This window comes from Vibrio nitrifigilis (assembly GCF_015686695.1).
Taxonomy (GTDB): Bacteria; Pseudomonadota; Gammaproteobacteria; order Enterobacterales; family Vibrionaceae; genus Vibrio; species Vibrio nitrifigilis.
The window spans coordinates 1544189-1560394 of record NZ_JADPMR010000004.1; the positions used below are offsets into that span (position 1 = coordinate 1544189).

Below are 16206 nucleotides of genomic sequence, written 5' to 3' on the forward strand. Positions count from 1 at the left end.
CACCGCGCGGCAGCGTGGTTTCCGATCACAGGAGTCTCAAAATGTATCAAAACTTCTTTTCAGACTACCTTGTAAAACTCCAAGAAGCCAATGTGCATTGGTGGAAAAATGTTGAAGCAAACAAGGAAGTTCTTAGTTCTCCAGTCAACAAAGCATTACAAGAAGTGAATTTTGATGATACAGCGAAACTACTAGAACAAGCGGCTAATCAACCTCAAGCGATGCTCAAACTGCAGACCCAATGGTGGGAAAAGCAGTTAGAAATCTGGCAAAACGTATTCTTTAACCCATCACAACCTAGCATTGTTGATGCGGATCGAGGGGATAAACGTTTTTCTGGTGAAGCTTGGGATGCTGATGTGGTTTCTAATTTTATTAAACAATCTTATTTGTTGTTTAGTAAAACGTATTTAGAAACGATTGAGTCGATTGAAGGCGTTGATGATAAAACAAAAGAACGTTTAATGTTCTTTTCTCGTCAAACCATCAATGCGCTTTCGCCATCAAACTTTATTTCAACTAACCCTGAATTACGTAAGCTAACCATTGAAAAAAATGGCGCTAATTTGATCGCAGGATTAGAGCAGTTGCAAGAAGATGTAGAATCTAGCGCTGAAATCCTAAAAATTCGTATGACGAACAAAAAGGCTTTCCGTGTTGGTGAAGACATTGCAACTACACCTGGCGATGTGGTGTATAAAAATGATCTGTTTGAACTCATCCAATACAAACCGATGACCAAGCAGGTAAATGCGACACCACTACTGATCGTTCCTCCATACATCAATAAATACTATATCCTTGATTTACGCACCAAAAACTCTATGGTGAAATGGTTGCTAGAACAAGGTCATACCGTATTTTTGATGTCTTGGCGTAACCCTGGTTACGAACAACGTAAAGTTGAATTCGGTGATTATATTACTGACGGTGTCGTCAAAGCGGTTACTGCAATTGAAGAAATCACAGGCCAAGAACAAATTAATGCAGCAGGTTACTGTATTGGTGGTACTGTTTTGGCATGTACCGTTGCTTATTACGCAGCGAAACGTATGAAAAAACGCATTAAGTCAGCGACTTTCTTCACAACTCTACTCGACTTCTCTCGCCCTGGGGATATTGGCGTTTATATTAACGACCCAATTATCAGTGCGGTGGAAATCCAAAACCAAGTTCGTGGTTATATGGATGGACGTATGATGAACGTTACCTTTAGCTTGCTAAGGGAAAATTCATTGTATTGGAATTACTACGTCGAACATTACCTGAAAGGGAATAATCCTGTCGACTTCGACCTACTTTACTGGAACAGTGACGGTACTAACCTAAGTGCTGAAACCAGTAACTTCATGCTGCGTGAACTCTATTTGAATAACAAATTGATTCAAGATAAAGGTGTGAAAATCGGTGGAGTCTGGATCGACCTACGTAAGATCAACATCCCAACCTACTTCGTTTCAACCAAAGAAGACCATATTGCTCTGTGGCAAGGTACTTACAATGGTGCATTGCATGTCGGTGGTAAGAAAACGTTCGTACTTGGTGAGTCTGGTCATATTGCTGGGATCATTAATCACCCAGATAAGAACAAATATGGCTTCTACATCAATGATAATCTGACTGAAAACCCTGAAGAATGGTTATCAGCAGCATCGCATACTGATGGTTCTTGGTGGACGCACTGGAATCAGTGGTTGGGTCAATTCAACCCTGAAGAAAAAGTTGCGCCTTATACCCAAGGTTCTGAACAACATCCTGTTATTACAGCCGCTCCAGGCGAGTATGTAAAGATTGTGCTTCCAGTCGATCAGTCTGAAGCATAGTGTGTCAATTGAGCGACTCAGTGAGTCGCTCTCTTTTTATCTCACGCTGTTTACAGTGTAAATGCCACGTTCATCCGTTCTCAAATTATTCATCAATGAACAGTGGTACAAAACAGTGATTCGCTACATCAATTAACCCTTTATCTGACAATTTTGCTTTAGGAATCACAGGTAAGGCCATCGTAGAGATCCGCATCGTCGGATTTGGCGCTTCAGTTAATCCCTGATAACGCAATACGGCTTTCATTTGCTCACTTTGCTGCGCTACAACCTCACACGGTTCAAGCGACATAAGCCCGGCTACTTGCAACGGAATATTAGCGCTTACTTCACCATTAGCGCAGCTTGCGATTCCCCCGCGCTGCTCGATCACTTGCTGAATCGCAACCAACGCATTCGCAGCGGTGTCGAAAATTGCCGTCAAATTGTGACTGTCATGCGAGACGGTTGATGCTATCGCCCCCTCACGAAGCCCAAAACCACTCACTACGGCTAATGTCCTCTGATCAAATAAACCATAACGGTTTTGTACCAAAGCAAACATATGGCCTTCAGGCAGCTGTAATTTGCCATCTTTCACGGTGATATCTGTCGGTCGCCATTCCGTTAATGACCCATTAGGGCGTAAGTAGTGCATGACATTGACGTTCACCGTCCCATTTTGCAAAGGTGCAGTAATCGTTAGGTCAGACTCACTTAGTAATGGGATGTTATCGACGGTATTGAGCGCTTCAACAGGGCTCATTTTGCTCGCAAACGGTGTGACTAATTGATTATCTCGAGCAACAATCTGCCCATGACTGATCACCAATGATGGCCTTGGTTCGGTCAATGATTCAATCAATTGAACATCCGCAACATATCCCGGCGCGACGGCACCGAGGTTACGAACCCCCAAATCTCGCGCAGTATGTAAGGTGGCGCAACGAATGGCGGTTATCGGATCTAACCCAGCATCAATCGCCGTTTTTACCACATAGTTCATATGACCACTTTCAAGGATATCCGACGCTTCGCGATCGTCCGTACATAAACACAATAAGTCGTGATAGCGAAAGTCTTTTACAGCCTCGACAATATCATGCACATTTTGCGAGGCAGAACTTTCACGCGCATCTACGTACATACCAAGTCGCATTTTATCTTTTGCTTCTTGACCGCTACGGCTTTCGTGATCGTTGGTTGGGCCGCTACATAAATAAGCATTTAAGCGGCGACCAAACATTCCTGGAGCATGGCCTTGAATATACTGATGCTGTTGATTGGCTTGTTTAAGAATATCGACCATACGCGCATCGTTATTTAGCACGCCATGGAAGTCCATTACTTCACCAATACCAAAAATACCCTCTGCTTCGGTCAGCTGCTGGATATCCGTTGCGTAAAAGTCTGCCCCCGATGATTCCATTCCCGGCAAAGCAGGTACACAAGAAGGCGCTAACACATAATAACGAATCGGCAGATCACTGACCGATTGTGCCATGTATTTCACTCCTTCAGCGCCAAGCACATTACCAATTTCATGAGGATCAATCACTACAGTGGTGGTTCCCCAAGGCAATACAGAAGCTGAAAAATGACGTGGCGTCATCATGGTACTTTCGATATGCAAGTGTGCATCAATAAACCCAGGAATAAGATATTGCCCATGCCCATCAATGGTTTGCTTTGCTTGATAGGTCAATGTTTCACGATTGAGGTTTTCTGGGTCAAAATCGACAAACGCAATCATCCCCTCAAAAATACCCACTGCACCAGGTGCAATTTCACCCGTAAACAGATTCACGACCTGAACATTTTGCAGCAAGATATCGACCGCAATGTGTCCCTGAGCAGCTTTAATTAGCGCTTGAGGATTAGTTGGATTAATTCGCATCACACTCACTTAATAGCAAAGAAGTACACTAAAGGAATCGCCAAAATATATAGGCCTGGATGAATATCTTTATAACGACCTGCCAACAGTTTCACGACGATATAAGACAAAATGCCAAAGCTGATGCCATTGGCAATACTTGATGTATAAGCACAAAAAACAATGGTTGAGAACGCAGGCATCAGTTCTGTAGGATCGGAAAAATCTAAACGCTGCACACTCGTTAGCATCATAAGACCGATCATGATCAGTATCGGTGCGGTTGCAAAACCAGGAATCATCGTCGCGATTGGTGTTAAAAATAGACAGATCAAGAAACAAAAACCTGTCACAATTGCAGTTAACCCCGTACGACCTCCCGCTTCAACCCCCGCAGCAGACTCAATATAAGAGGTCAATGTCGTTAAACCAAATAGAGAACCAACAACAGTCGCAACCGAATCAACCCAAAATGGTTTATGGATATTTGGCAAATTACCGTCTTTATCCAATAAACCCGCTTTATCTGACACACCTAATAACGTTCCTAATGTGGAAAAAAAGTCGCCCACAAAAAAGGTAAAAATAAACGAGATATAACCAAATTTCAGTGCATCGCCAATATCCAACTGAAACGCAATGGGCTTCAATGATGGAGGCAAGGAAACAAACTGATTTGGCACATGTGTCAGCCCTAGAGGAATACCAACAGCCGTAATAATCACCATGGCATACAACAGAGCGCCGGTAATTTTACGAGCGGTTAACCCCATGGTGAGTGCCAAACCGGCTAAAGTGAGCACGACTTTATAATCGTCCATACTTCCCAGCGTAATTGAATGGCCATGAAACACCATCAGCCCACCACTTTTAAAGCCAAGCTGAGCGATATATAAACCAATAGCTGCACCAATAGCTATTTTTACATTGGTTGGCATCATACGGACTACCAACTCACGCAAGCCAAGTAAGGTTAACAATACAAAGGTCATCCCAGAGATAAACACCATGCCCATCCCGGTTTGCCAGTTAACCACCCCATCAGCCACCAGCGTAAAAGCAAAAAAGGCATTTCCCCCCATAGCGGGCGCCAAAGCAAAAGGTAAGTTAGTAAAATATCCCATTGCAAAACAGGCGAGAGCCGAGAATAACGCCACAGCAGCGGTTACCGCCCCTACGTCCATACCGGCGGCTTTCATAAAAGTAGGATGAACAATCAAAATGTAAGCCATTGCCATAAAAGTCGTCAGTCCGGCAACGATCTCCGTTTTAACATTGGTTTTATTTTTTACCAGTTGAAAACGCTTATCCAAACGTTCACTAAGTGTTAGCTTGCCGCTAAGTACTTGAGCAACCATAACAGTCCCTATTAATAGTGATGAAGAAAGTCCAAGAGAACCGATGTTCCTTGTTCCAAAAATTGAAGTGGTGTGTGCTCTTTAGGGTTATGGCTATAGCCATCAACACTTGGCACAAACACCATTGCTGTAGGTGTTATTTGCGCAAAAACGCCCGCATCATGTCCGGCACCACTGTGAATATCCATGTGTGGAATGCCCAATCGCTGGCAACTTTGCGTCAATTGTTGACGTAACGATTCATCCATTGTTACCGCATCGCCAGTTCCTAAAATGGAAAATACAGTGGTTAATCCGGGAGATTCTCCCAACTGTTCAACGGTGTGTTTCACACCATTAGATAAGCGTTCAATATATGGCTGAGAAGTATCGCGAATGTCGATTTCCAAGGCAGCGAAGCCGGGGATAACATTGGCCCGATTAGGAGTACACTCAATATGACCGCACGTAATAGTCGCTGCTGGTGAACCATACTCAGCTAGCATAGTTGGGACTTGATGAATAAATTCAGCCGCCGTCACCAAAGCATCAGAGCGCTGATTCATTGGAGTTGCTCCTGCGTGATTAGCTTGCCCATGAAACTCAATACGAATGCGTTGCAGAGCACTGATTGCAGTAACGATACCAATGTGAATCGATTCTCTATCTAATGTTGCTGCCTGCTCGATATGCAATTCAATAAAACCAGCAATAGAGTCGGATCGATAATAAGGCTGTGGTAAAGAAGCAGGATTAAGGGCAGAAGCTTCGCATTGCTGATAATAACTCTGCCCTTTTGAGTTCATTACCTGCTTTAATTCGCCTAGACTCAGTTGCCCAATTAACGCTTTGCTACCAATTAATGGGCTTTTGAATTCACAGCCTTCTTCCCCTTCTAAAGCAAGAATTTCGATAGGAAACGATGGTGATATTCCCTGAGAAAGAAGCATATCAACGGCAGCAAGAGCGCAAGCAATTCCCGCCACACCATCGTATTTGCCTGCATGTCGTACAGAATCAAAATGAGATCCCAAAACTAAAGGCTTATGATTAGAAAGGTCGCTTCCCGCTAATTGGCCATGGATATTCCCCACTCCATCAGTAAATACAGTAAGTCCTATTTGCTCCATGGTGTCGGCGATGTATTGGCGCGCATGTTTGGCTTGTTCGGTAAGAGGAAACCGAGTCACCCCATCCGATGTTTCTGAAAAACGAGCGAGATCATCGATAAATCGCTCGATTGAAAATAATCCGTTCGGCACAATCCTTGCCCTTTTTCCATAACATAGGCAATCTTTTGCCTAATTGTTCGTATAAGTTCAAGATATGTTCCAATATATCAATAAAAAACTCAAGAAACGTTTCTACACAAAGCGTAAAGGGAGGCATTTTCGAAGAACATTCTGACTGACGACAAAAATGGCGACATTAAAATTAGCTTTAAGACCAGTTACTCTGAGCAAATGGTTATAAAACAACAAACACCTATACCCAAATGACCTCAAGATGCAGGATTCAGAGCTTCATCAACGAGCCTAGGTCAAGCTCAATCACGGCAGGAATGGTCATTCCCTTTTAACGTGATTGGGCGTAGAAATAGGTTTGTTGATGAGCTCCCAAAGGGCGAGTTTTATTCGCTCCTAGGCTGTGTTACTGATTTTCTACGTAGAATGACTATGTCTTCAAATCGGTGCCTTGCCTAAGAGCGAATACATTCTCGCTGAAACAGCATCTTGAGGTTACTTGGGTATAACATAAGCAATTATCAGACAACGAGAAATTGAGTAACGGAGAATAAAGTGAACGTAAGGAAAGCTCTGAAGCAAGACTCCAGTGAGTTGCTAGGTATTATGACACAATAGACGTCCTTTCAAGGTAGAATGGCTCTATCTTCAACTCAGTGCCTTAAAAGCGAATACATCCTCACTGAAACAGTATATTGAAGTTACTTGGGTATATAACCAGATAAAAAATAAGGAAAGGCACGACACCTTTCCTTATCTTCATAAATCCGTTTGAAAGCGGTTTAACGTCTTTGAAATGCGATATGAACATCACCATCACTTTGGTGACAAATACTCGATTTAACGCCATAGACCTGAGCGATTCTCTGCTCAGTAATAACATCCAACGGATGACCACACGCTACAACTCTGCCATGATTTAATAGCAAAACATCCGTGCAGTAATTCACTGCAAGGTTAAGATCGTGCAATGAAACCACAACGGTCATAGGTAGTGATTCAATCAATGACATTAACTCTAACTGATATTGAATATCGAGATGGTTGGTGGGTTCATCCAATAATAAGATATCAGGCTGCTGCGCTAGTGCTCTGGCAATCTGACAACGTTGCTGTAAGCCGCCAGAAAGTTGATGCCAATGGTGGTGACGTAACTCGGTTAATTGAGTCTGTCTTAAGGCCTGTTCTACCGCTTCTGTGTCTTTTTGAGACCAAGAAGAAAACAGTCCTCTATAAGGTGTGCGCCCTAGCCTCACTAACGCTTCAACGGTTAAATCCATATCCAGTTGAGAATGTTGCGCCACCAGCGCGACTCGGGTGGCCATTTGATGTTTAGACAGATCGCACACCCGCTCTTCACCAAGCACTAGATGCGATACAGCCTCTTTCTCTAGCCCCGCTAAAGTACGCAATAATGTTGATTTCCCTGAGCCATTTGGTCCAATAAGTGCCAGCTTACGGCCAGAATCAAGGTGAAATTGCACATCATGCAGTATGGTGTTCCCTTCACGAGAAATGGTTAAATGTTCGCCATCAATCCTCATGCCACTTTTCCTCGGCTACGATAGAGAATAAAAGCAAATACCGGAGAACCCACCAGTGCGGTTACCACACCAATAGGCAATACCTGATGTGCCACTAAAATTCGTGAGGTGATATCGGCCAAAATCATAAACTGGGCCCCAATAAGAGCCGCAGCAGGAAGCAGTTTAAGGTGCTGATGACCAACGATAAAACGAGCAATGTGAGGGATAACCAAACCGATAAACCCAACAGCACCAATGGTACTGACCATAACCGCTGTAATTAATGCCGTAATCACCAATAGCACGACGCGCAGTAATGTCACATTAGTCCCTAATGTGCGGGCAATATCTTCACCTAACGATAACGTATCTAACCGTCGTGCAAAAGCGAGCAATAACAAAAAAACAGGAATCACAATCACTAGTGCCATAACCGCATCTGGCCAGCGAACACTGCTCAAACTGCCGAGTAGCCAGAACATTACGCTACGCGATTGCTCAGCATTGGCGGAGGTACTTACCAAATAAGCCGTGAATGCATTAAATAATTGCGTTCCGGCAATACCCGCGAGAATAATGCGACTGGGCTCAAACGATAATCCACGCGCCAGTAACATAATCACCAAAAATGAAGCACATGCTCCCAGAAACGCACCACCTGAAACCGAGATGATTCCACCACCGACTCCAAGCAACATCACCAATACCGCTCCCGTAGATGCGCCAGCTGAAATTCCTAGAAGATAAGGTTCTGCCAAGGAGTTACGTAATAGAGCCTGTAAGATCACCCCGCATAGTGCTAGGCCAGCTCCGCTGCATGCAGCCATCAGTGCACGGCTCATTCGATATTGCCAAATGATCCCTTGCTCCAGAGCGGGTAATGAATAATGCGTAAAGCCCAACCCATTTGTAATGGCCATCCAAGTGTGAGAAAAGGATACTGGAACATCACCGATTCGCGCAGCCAAGACCATAAGAACAAAGACACTGAGCAAGCTCAGTGTCATAAGTAGCGCGGTGAAAAAGTTTGATTTTACAACCACGAAAATACCTTATTTCATTTGACCAATCTTTTGGCCAATCTGTTCTACTGCATCGACATTACGAAGTGATGGGTTAAGCGACATTGCTGGAACCACAATAATGTGATTCTGTTTAATCGCCGTCATCTGTTTAGTCACAGGATCGTTTTTCAAGAAGGCTATTTTCTTTTTGATATCGTCAGCTGGATATAAACGGCGATCCATTTTAGCCAATACAATGTAATCAGGATTGTCAGCAGCAATGGTTTCCCAACTTACCGCTGGCCACTCTTGGTTAGAATCCACTACGTTATCAAGACCAAGGGCATCAGCGATCCACTCTGGAGCACCAGAATTACCTGCCACCCAAGCATCTCCTTTTAAACGTGAACTTGAGAACCAGAAAACGACTTTGGTGTCTTTAGCCTTCAGGGCTGAGCTATTCGCCGCCTTCTGCGCTTTTTCGATACGTTGTGCTAGCTGGGCGTTAAGTGTTTTACCTTGAGCTTCAACATTAAAGATTTTTGCCAAATCTGTAATTTCTCGATACAGTAAATCTACGCTGAAAGGCACGCTACGCGCACCATCACTGTTTGAACTATCGGTTAAACCTTTACCAACACAGTCGCTTGGCGAAATCCAAGTGTGCACACCTAGATCTTCAAACTGACCACGAGTCGCCACTTCACCCTGTTTACCCACATGATACGTGTATTGAGCTTCGACTAAATCAGGTTTCTGACCAAGAACGGCTTCAAAACTTGGCGAGTTATCAGATAAACGCTTTAGAGACGTTGCATCTTGTGAATAGGCTTTTGGCAAAGGACCAAACCAAACCGAAGTACCAACAATTTTGTCTTTCAGGCCAAGAGCTAGCATCAATTCGGTTTCATGCTGGCCAATAGTGACCACGCGCTCAGGCGCATGCTCATAGGTATTTTTCTGACCGCAATTATCAATAGTAAAAGGATAGTGAGTTGCAAAAGCGGAAGTACTAGCAGTAAGAGCTGCTGCCGCAAAAAGTGTTGAGCTAAGTAATTTATAAGACATATGTTCCAATATTGTTATGTTATAACATTTCACAAATAATTCCATTAATAAAAATATGAGTCAAGAAAAACACATTTTTATTAATAGTGAAGTAAGCATTAACATGACAAGACAGGTGATATATCACACTGATTAAAATCAACTTTGCGTTAGAAACACGTAAAAAACCCTCTACAAGTTCGGTCTAAAAACCAAAAATAGGGACGATATGAATGGAGCTAATCGCTGAACCAGCGACTCTGTTGATTTGAGTAACCGCTACAGTTAGTCCGACAGGTGAATACCATAGCGTTTATAAATACGTTTAATCTCTCCGTTCTCAACCATCTCAGAGACTTTTTGATTAAAAGCGGGCGCTAAAGGATGGTTTTTAGGCATACCGTAATAATTACTTATAATGTTTGCGTGTATATACTTCGCTTGTTTGTAAGCGTTAAATCCCATCAATGAAAATTCTGCGTCCAATGAAGATTCATCTAACACAATGATCGCATCGATACGTTTAGCTTTAAGCAATCGTGATAGATTAAAATCATCGTTCATTACCACTTTGTTGATACGTTTATCTTGATCAAAACGCTTAAAATAGGCGGTGCCACGCTTAACGCCAATCGTCAAATTATACAGATCGTCATAAGTGCTGATCTTAGGTCCAGAAGTTAATGTCACAAAGGTTATATTTTTTACTTGTCTGGTAATTGGACCAACATAGCGGATAAATTCTTCTCGTTGTGCAGTTCGAATAACTCTCGGTACGATATCAGTCGTACCATGTTTTAAGTTACTTATACTACGAATGAATGGGACAGAATTCCAAGTCACCGAATGTCCTAGCTCTTTTGCTGCTTGGTCAATAATGTCTTTGAGAGGACCACTTAACTGGTGAGTAGTCGCATCAATCACCATTTCCGGAGGACGAGGACGAAAATCAGCATTTAACTCTTGTGCGTTGGCGATAAGAGATAACAAAGTGATCAAAACAGTCTTGGTACAGAGTGCAATCAACTTACTCATTACATCTTCTTCAAAAGTGATGATAAATTGATTGAAGTATAGGCAGAGTTTGTAGGCGTCAGCATAATCCTGATGTGATTAAGCACTCATTTTTTATGGGTCAATACCATTGGATTAGCCGGTAAAATGGCAAAGGTACGTCTTCGCATCTTTGCCATGAGGTTTAATGACAAACCGCTATTTCAATGCAGCAATCGCCTTTGCCATATAGTGATCCATCTCACTGTCAGGAACCATTCCGCCCCCTGTTGCCCAAATCAGATGCGTAATATTATCTGGATTCACATTCTCTACGTGCTTACAACGCTGCGGTTGCTCACTCAACCAAAGCGGACCACCAATCCCCGCTAACGCTGAAGGTTCTAACTTCAACTGCTCACTTTGATTTAATAAAGCAAGCCATTCAAATAGTTGGTTGTCATCAACGGTATAGAATCCATCTAAAAGGTGCTCCATTGCACGCCCTACAAATCCTGATGGTCGGCCAACTGCCAGTCCATCCGCTTCAGTCACGTTATCCATTCCGATGTCGTTGACCGAAATGTGTTCATGCTCATCGGTCATCACACCCAGCAGCATACACGGAGAATGAGTCGGTTCAGCAAACACACAATGTACATGATCACCAAAAGCCATTTTTAAACCAAATGCAACACCACCGGGTCCACCACCGACACCACATGGTAAATACACGATAAGTGGGTGTTCACTATCCACTTGTATTTTTTGCTCTTGAAATTGTTGTTTAAGACGCTCACCGGCTACAGAATAGCCGAGAAAAAGATGCTTCGAATTTTCATCATCAATAAAGAAACAACTCGGATCTTGTTCAGCTTGTTGGCGGCCATTTTCAACAGCGATACCGTAGTCATCTTGATATTCAATCACTTCAACACCACGATCGCGTAACATGGCTTTTTTCCATTCGCGCGCGTCTGCTGACATATGTACCGTGACTGCAAAACCTAATTTGGCGCTCATGATTCCAATGGATAACCCCAGATTTCCAGTTGACCCCACCACGATGGTGTATTGACCTAATAATTGACGGACTTGAGGGGAAAATAACTGGCTGTAATCATCTTGTTCGGTTATTACCCCTGCTTTTAAAGCAATAGCCTCAGCATGAAACAATACCTCGTAAATGCCGCCCCGCGCTTTAATCGATCCTGAAATCGGTAAAGCATTATCGAGCTTCATTAATAGTGAACCTGATATTGCACAATCATAATACCGTTCAAGCGCATCTTTCATATTAGGGATTGCAACCAATGGGGATTCAATAATACCTTTAGTTGAAGCCGTTTCAGGAAAGGCCTTAACTAAATAGCTCGCAAACCTCGTTAAGCGATCACTGGCTTGTTGGATATCTTGATGATCTAGGCCAACATAGGGTAAACCTTGTTCGAGAGTAGTCGACTTAGGATTAGACCAATATAGAGGAGTATAACTTCTTAGTTGCTTAATTATGGGGAATGCAATTTCCCATTCTGATACTGTCCGAGTTGTCATCGCTATCAATCCTTTGCTTCGACGCGAAATAGTCTTTCCATTAGAGCAAGAGTTGATGATTCTGACAAATCTACTTCGTCATAAAATATAAAAAAAGGCACTATCATCAGTGCCTTTTTGCTATTCAAAGATAAAACTTATGCCAGTTTTAAATCTTTTTCCATACGGTATGACACCATATCTTCAATCGTAAGAACGGGCAGCTGATGCTCCTTACCAAATGCGACAATTTCGGGTGCCTTTGCCATGGTGCCATCAACGTTGGTTACTTCACACAATACGCCAAATGGCGTTAAACCTGCCATTTGCATAAGGTCAACAGTACCTTCTGTATGACCACGACGAGTCATAACACCACCAGCTCGAGCACGTAGAGGGAATACGTGACCTGGGTGAGCTAAATCTTCTGCTTTTGCTTCAAAGCGACCTGCCGTTTTAATCGTGGTGACACGATCTTTAGCAGAGACACCAGTGGTCACTCCTTCTTTCGCTTCAATTGAAATAGTAAAAGCAGTTTGGTTTTTACTGTCATTCACTTCAACCATAGGTGGTAGATTGAGTTTAGTTGCGTGGGCATCACTCATACACAAGCAGACAATTCCGCTACATTCGCGAATCATCAGGGCCATTTGAGCGTCAGTTAAATGCTCAACAGAATAGATAAGGTCACCTTCATTTTCACGGCTCTCATCATCAAGTAACAATACACCGCGACCTTCACGCAATGCTTCAAGAGCATTTTCAACACGGCTAATAGGATCGCCAAATTCGGCAAGTAAAGAAGACTGATTCATGGTTATACTCCTAACGAATACCAGAATCAGGGCTTATGAGGGATAAAGATCAAAAACTTAGCAATGCGTAATACTCACTCGTTTATGACACAAGTGAACACCACAATGCTGATGTGTCTATCATTCTCTCTCATCCGGACTATAACCGTCGGCTCTGGCTTCTCACCAGATCTGCTTGACCTCAATAGAACACTATTGAGCGCTCGTGGGCTCACCTATAAGGTATACCACCGGTGGGGAATTGCACCCCGCCCTGAGAATAAATACAAATTCTAACATGTATGTTACCCCCACTTATTCATCGTGGGATAACTGCAGTAATGGTATGCCTTTACCTACAACTTGAAAAGAGAAAACCACTAACCACATGGCAATAATGACTTTTGTTTGATCTTATCAGGGGAAAAACGCAAAAACGATAACAAGCAATGACAAATATAACTGCCTGTATTGACTATTTTATGGGTTTCTGAAATGAAAAAGGGTATCCGAAGATACCCTTTTGAATATTGCGCGATAGCTAAAGTTTAAAACGAGAGATCTCATTATTTAGCTGGTTAGCTAATCCATGAAGCTCTTTCGCCTGTTCCACAGCTTCATGCGCATCAGATGCTAGCTGATCACTCACCTCACGAACGGATTCCGTATTAGTGTTGATATCGGAAGTCACGAGAGATTGTTCTTCAGCAGCAGAGGCAATTTGTGTAGCCATATCACTAATTAACTGAATCGCTTCACTGATTTGATGTAAGCTTTCTCCAGTTTGATTCACATCATTAACGCTGGTTTCAACTAAATTATGACTTTCTGTCATTACCGCAACAGCGTTTGATGTCACTTTTTGGAGGCCTGCAATTTTGGTTTGAATCTCTTCGGTTGAAGCATGAGTGCGTTGTGACAATACACGAACTTCGTCTGCAACCACCGCAAACCCACGACCTTGCTCACCAGCTCGAGCCGCTTCAATTGCAGCGTTCAAGGCTAGCAAGTTAGTTTGCTCTGCAATACCACGAATCGTAGAAAGGATCGTTGAAATCTCATTCGCATTCACTTCCAATTCACTAATGATCGAAACCGCGTTAGTCAGTTCTTTCGCTAATTGATCAATAGACTGCTTGCTTTGCTGCATTTGTTGGAAGCCTTGCGCACCAAGTTCTACCGATTGGTTAGAGTTCTTCGCCGTATTCTCCGCATTACCTGCGATTTCAGCCGTTGCAGATGCCATTTCGGTGACAGCAGTCGCCACCATGGTAATTTCATCTTGCTGACGCTGTACTCGTTCACTACGTTGAGTCGCAGAGCGTGCCGCCTCATTGGCACCCGCATTCAATTTAACCGTCACATTGTGCACCTCTTTAACCATGTGGTGTAGACGGTTAACAAACTTGTTGAACTTATCGGCCAATATTCCTACTTCATCTTGGCTAGATACATCTAGGCGACGAGTAAGATCACCATCCCCCTCAGCAATATCAGTCAAAGCATTGGTGATATTGGTTAAACCGCGTAACTGACGCGCAACAAACCACGAGGTAATCAACGCGATGATGACAAGAATGATTAATCCTATCGTTAACTGAGAAATCAGCATTTTGTGCAGAGGTTGCTCTAACACAGCCTTGTTCATCACCATGACCAACATCCAGTCGGTATTTTCAATGTTTTGCGCCATCATAATTTGCGCTTTACCATTCAATGAGATTGCTAACTGGGAGCTGTTATCTGAAGCTTGAATCAATGCTTGGGTGTTTAAATCTGGAGAAATTTCACTGATTTTTTTCAGTATCAGATCTTTATTAGGGTGAGCGACTATCGTCCCCTCACGATTAACAAGGATGGCATAACCATCACCAGGAACTTTGATCGCTAATACATCACGAATGATTTTGTCCAATGCTAAGTTAGACGCAGCCACACCAGTAAATTGACCATTCACAAAAACAGGATCGGCTAAAGTGACCACGAGTGTTTTCATGGTCACACTAATGTAAGGGGGAGTTGTGACCGCTTTACCTTGTTCTTTGGCTAACTTATACCAGCCGCGAACTCGGGGATCATATCCTGCTTTATTGAGGGAAGGATCTTGGCGATACATATCACCATTCTCATTTCCATAATAAGTCAAACCGAAAGAGCCAGAAGTAAATGCTTGGCGCAGATGGGGCACAATATCGAGTTCAGGGTTGGCCTGAACTTCATCTTTGAGACCTTCAATTGTTTGCTGTTTCGTATAAATCCAATCGCCAATACCTTTTGCATGTGCTTTTAAGGTATTCACACTTTCACTCTCGATGGATCTCCACGTTTCTTGCTTAAATGCCTGATAACCCGCGGTCAACAGGGCAGCGGTAGTCAATGCTATCCCAATGATAACAGAGATAACCATCTTTCTCTTTAGGCTCAACTGCATGGATAATGCTCCCCACTAAATGATAGACGTATATTATAATTAGTCTTACTTCGCTAAAGATTAGCTGATAATTTGGATAATATACGACTTATATCGGCGTCATTCGCCTTCTATTGAGAGCAAGAAATGAAAAATGTGATGGCAACCGAATAGTTACCATAAACGACTTGGCTTTAGAAAATAATTTATATCACTTTTAGCTTATATAAGAAAAAACATCACAGTAACCACATAATAAATAATGATTAAATAATTCTCACATCAGAATTAACATCATGATAATCAGATTGCTCTTCTCCTGGTTGAATAGAGAAATTTGTTTCTGAACGATGATTACACACACGACAATAATATTGCTGCTCTAATTGGTAGTAATGCTCACCTTTTAAAATAAGAGACACTAACTGTTGCAGTGTTTGCCAACCTGAAATTTGGCGATTTCGAGAACGCTCCATAACGACTTTATGTGCCGTTACTTTACCGCAGCAGTGACAGTATGCCTCAGGCATGGTTATCTCCTTGTAACATTAACAATTGGTGAACTTATAAGCATGACGCCATATTCTCTCAAAATATGAAGATATTAGAGTGACATTCCTCACAAAAAATATGGTTAATT

Annotated in this window: 12 protein-coding genes and 1 riboswitch; of the genes, 1 reads left to right on the forward strand and 11 read right to left on the reverse strand. The window is 42.7% G+C overall.

All coding sequences use genetic code 11. The features are described from left to right. Positions 1-41 precede the first annotated feature (41 nt). A complete protein-coding gene (gene phaC, locus I1A42_RS23270; protein ID WP_196125322.1) occupies positions 42-1823 on the forward strand; it encodes a class I poly(R)-hydroxyalkanoic acid synthase in 1782 nt (593 codons plus the stop codon). Between the two features lie 85 nt (positions 1824-1908). Here phaC and ade read toward each other — a convergent pair whose 3' ends face one another. From ade to I1A42_RS23325, 11 genes are all read right to left on the reverse strand, one after another. Then, entirely contained in the window at positions 1909-3699 is a 1791-nt protein-coding gene (gene ade / locus I1A42_RS23275; RefSeq protein ID WP_196125325.1) for an adenine deaminase, read from the reverse strand. Positions 3700-3704: 5 nt separating this feature from the next. After that, complete coding sequence (locus I1A42_RS23280) at positions 3705-5036, reverse strand: NCS2 family permease (protein WP_161154468.1); 1332 nt, start codon at positions 5034-5036, stop codon at positions 3705-3707. An 11-nt stretch (positions 5037-5047) separates the two neighbouring features. Then, the gene (locus I1A42_RS23285; protein ID WP_196125327.1) at positions 5048-6277 is read right to left on the reverse strand and encodes a M20 family metallo-hydrolase; all 1230 of its coding nucleotides are present in this window, start codon (positions 6275-6277) and stop codon (positions 5048-5050) included. A gap of 764 nt (positions 6278-7041) precedes the next feature. After that, positions 7042-7803, reverse strand: a complete 762-nt coding sequence (locus tag I1A42_RS23290; protein ID WP_196125329.1) for an ABC transporter ATP-binding protein — start codon at positions 7801-7803, stop codon at positions 7042-7044. Then, positions 7800-8828 carry a FecCD family ABC transporter permease gene (locus I1A42_RS23295; protein WP_329604861.1) on the reverse strand — a complete coding sequence of 343 codons (1029 nt, stop codon included), beginning with the start codon at positions 8826-8828 and terminating at the stop codon, positions 7800-7802. The genes I1A42_RS23290 and I1A42_RS23295 overlap by 4 nt, the downstream gene beginning before the upstream one ends. A 9-nt stretch (positions 8829-8837) precedes the next feature. Next, positions 8838-9857 carry an ABC transporter substrate-binding protein gene (locus I1A42_RS23300; protein WP_196125331.1) on the reverse strand — a complete coding sequence of 340 codons (1020 nt, stop codon included), beginning with the start codon at positions 9855-9857 and terminating at the stop codon, positions 8838-8840. A 264-nt stretch (positions 9858-10121) separates the two neighbouring features. Then, the gene (locus I1A42_RS23305; RefSeq protein ID WP_230389731.1) at positions 10122-10871 is read right to left on the reverse strand and encodes a substrate-binding periplasmic protein; all 750 of its coding nucleotides are present in this window, start codon (positions 10869-10871) and stop codon (positions 10122-10124) included. 177 nt (positions 10872-11048) lie between these two features. Beyond that, on the reverse strand, positions 11049-12383 hold the full coding sequence (locus tag I1A42_RS23310; protein ID WP_196125333.1) for a D-serine ammonia-lyase: 1335 nt from the start codon (positions 12381-12383) through the stop codon (positions 11049-11051). Between the two features lie 137 nt (positions 12384-12520). Further along, entirely contained in the window at positions 12521-13177 is a 657-nt protein-coding gene (gene ribB / locus I1A42_RS23315; RefSeq protein WP_161154473.1) for a 3,4-dihydroxy-2-butanone-4-phosphate synthase, read from the reverse strand. A 118-nt stretch (positions 13178-13295) separates the two neighbouring features. Continuing rightward, positions 13296-13442, reverse strand: a riboswitch (FMN riboswitch). Between the two features lie 255 nt (positions 13443-13697). Further along, the gene (locus I1A42_RS23320; RefSeq protein ID WP_196125335.1) at positions 13698-15587 is read right to left on the reverse strand and encodes a methyl-accepting chemotaxis protein; all 1890 of its coding nucleotides are present in this window, start codon (positions 15585-15587) and stop codon (positions 13698-13700) included. Between the two features lie 245 nt (positions 15588-15832). Next, on the reverse strand, positions 15833-16096 hold the full coding sequence (locus I1A42_RS23325; protein ID WP_230389733.1) for a hypothetical protein: 264 nt from the start codon (positions 16094-16096) through the stop codon (positions 15833-15835). Between the last annotated feature and the right edge of the window lie 110 nt (positions 16097-16206).

Bases quoted from the DNA above. Each gene is read 5' to 3' on its own strand.
- I1A42_RS23310 (WP_196125333.1), bottom strand. From the start codon at position 12,383: ATGACAACTCGGACAGTATCAGAATGGGAAATTGCATTCCCCATAATT.
- I1A42_RS23290 (WP_196125329.1), bottom strand. From the start codon at position 7,803: ATGAGGATTGATGGCGAACATTTAACCATTTCTCGTGAAGGGAACACC.
- I1A42_RS23320 (WP_196125335.1), bottom strand. From the start codon at position 15,587: ATGCAGTTGAGCCTAAAGAGAAAGATGGTTATCTCTGTTATCATTGGG.
- ribB (WP_161154473.1), bottom strand. From the start codon at position 13,177: ATGAATCAGTCTTCTTTACTTGCCGAATTTGGCGATCCTATTAGCCGT.
- I1A42_RS23300 (WP_196125331.1), bottom strand. From the start codon at position 9,857: ATGTCTTATAAATTACTTAGCTCAACACTTTTTGCGGCAGCAGCTCTT.
- I1A42_RS23280 (WP_161154468.1), bottom strand. From the start codon at position 5,036: ATGGTTGCTCAAGTACTTAGCGGCAAGCTAACACTTAGTGAACGTTTG.
- ade (WP_196125325.1), bottom strand. From the start codon at position 3,699: ATGCGAATTAATCCAACTAATCCTCAAGCGCTAATTAAAGCTGCTCAG.
- I1A42_RS23305 (WP_230389731.1), bottom strand. From the start codon at position 10,871: ATGAGTAAGTTGATTGCACTCTGTACCAAGACTGTTTTGATCACTTTG.
- phaC (WP_196125322.1), top strand. From the start codon at position 42: ATGTATCAAAACTTCTTTTCAGACTACCTTGTAAAACTCCAAGAAGCC.
- I1A42_RS23325 (WP_230389733.1), bottom strand. From the start codon at position 16,096: ATGCCTGAGGCATACTGTCACTGCTGCGGTAAAGTAACGGCACATAAA.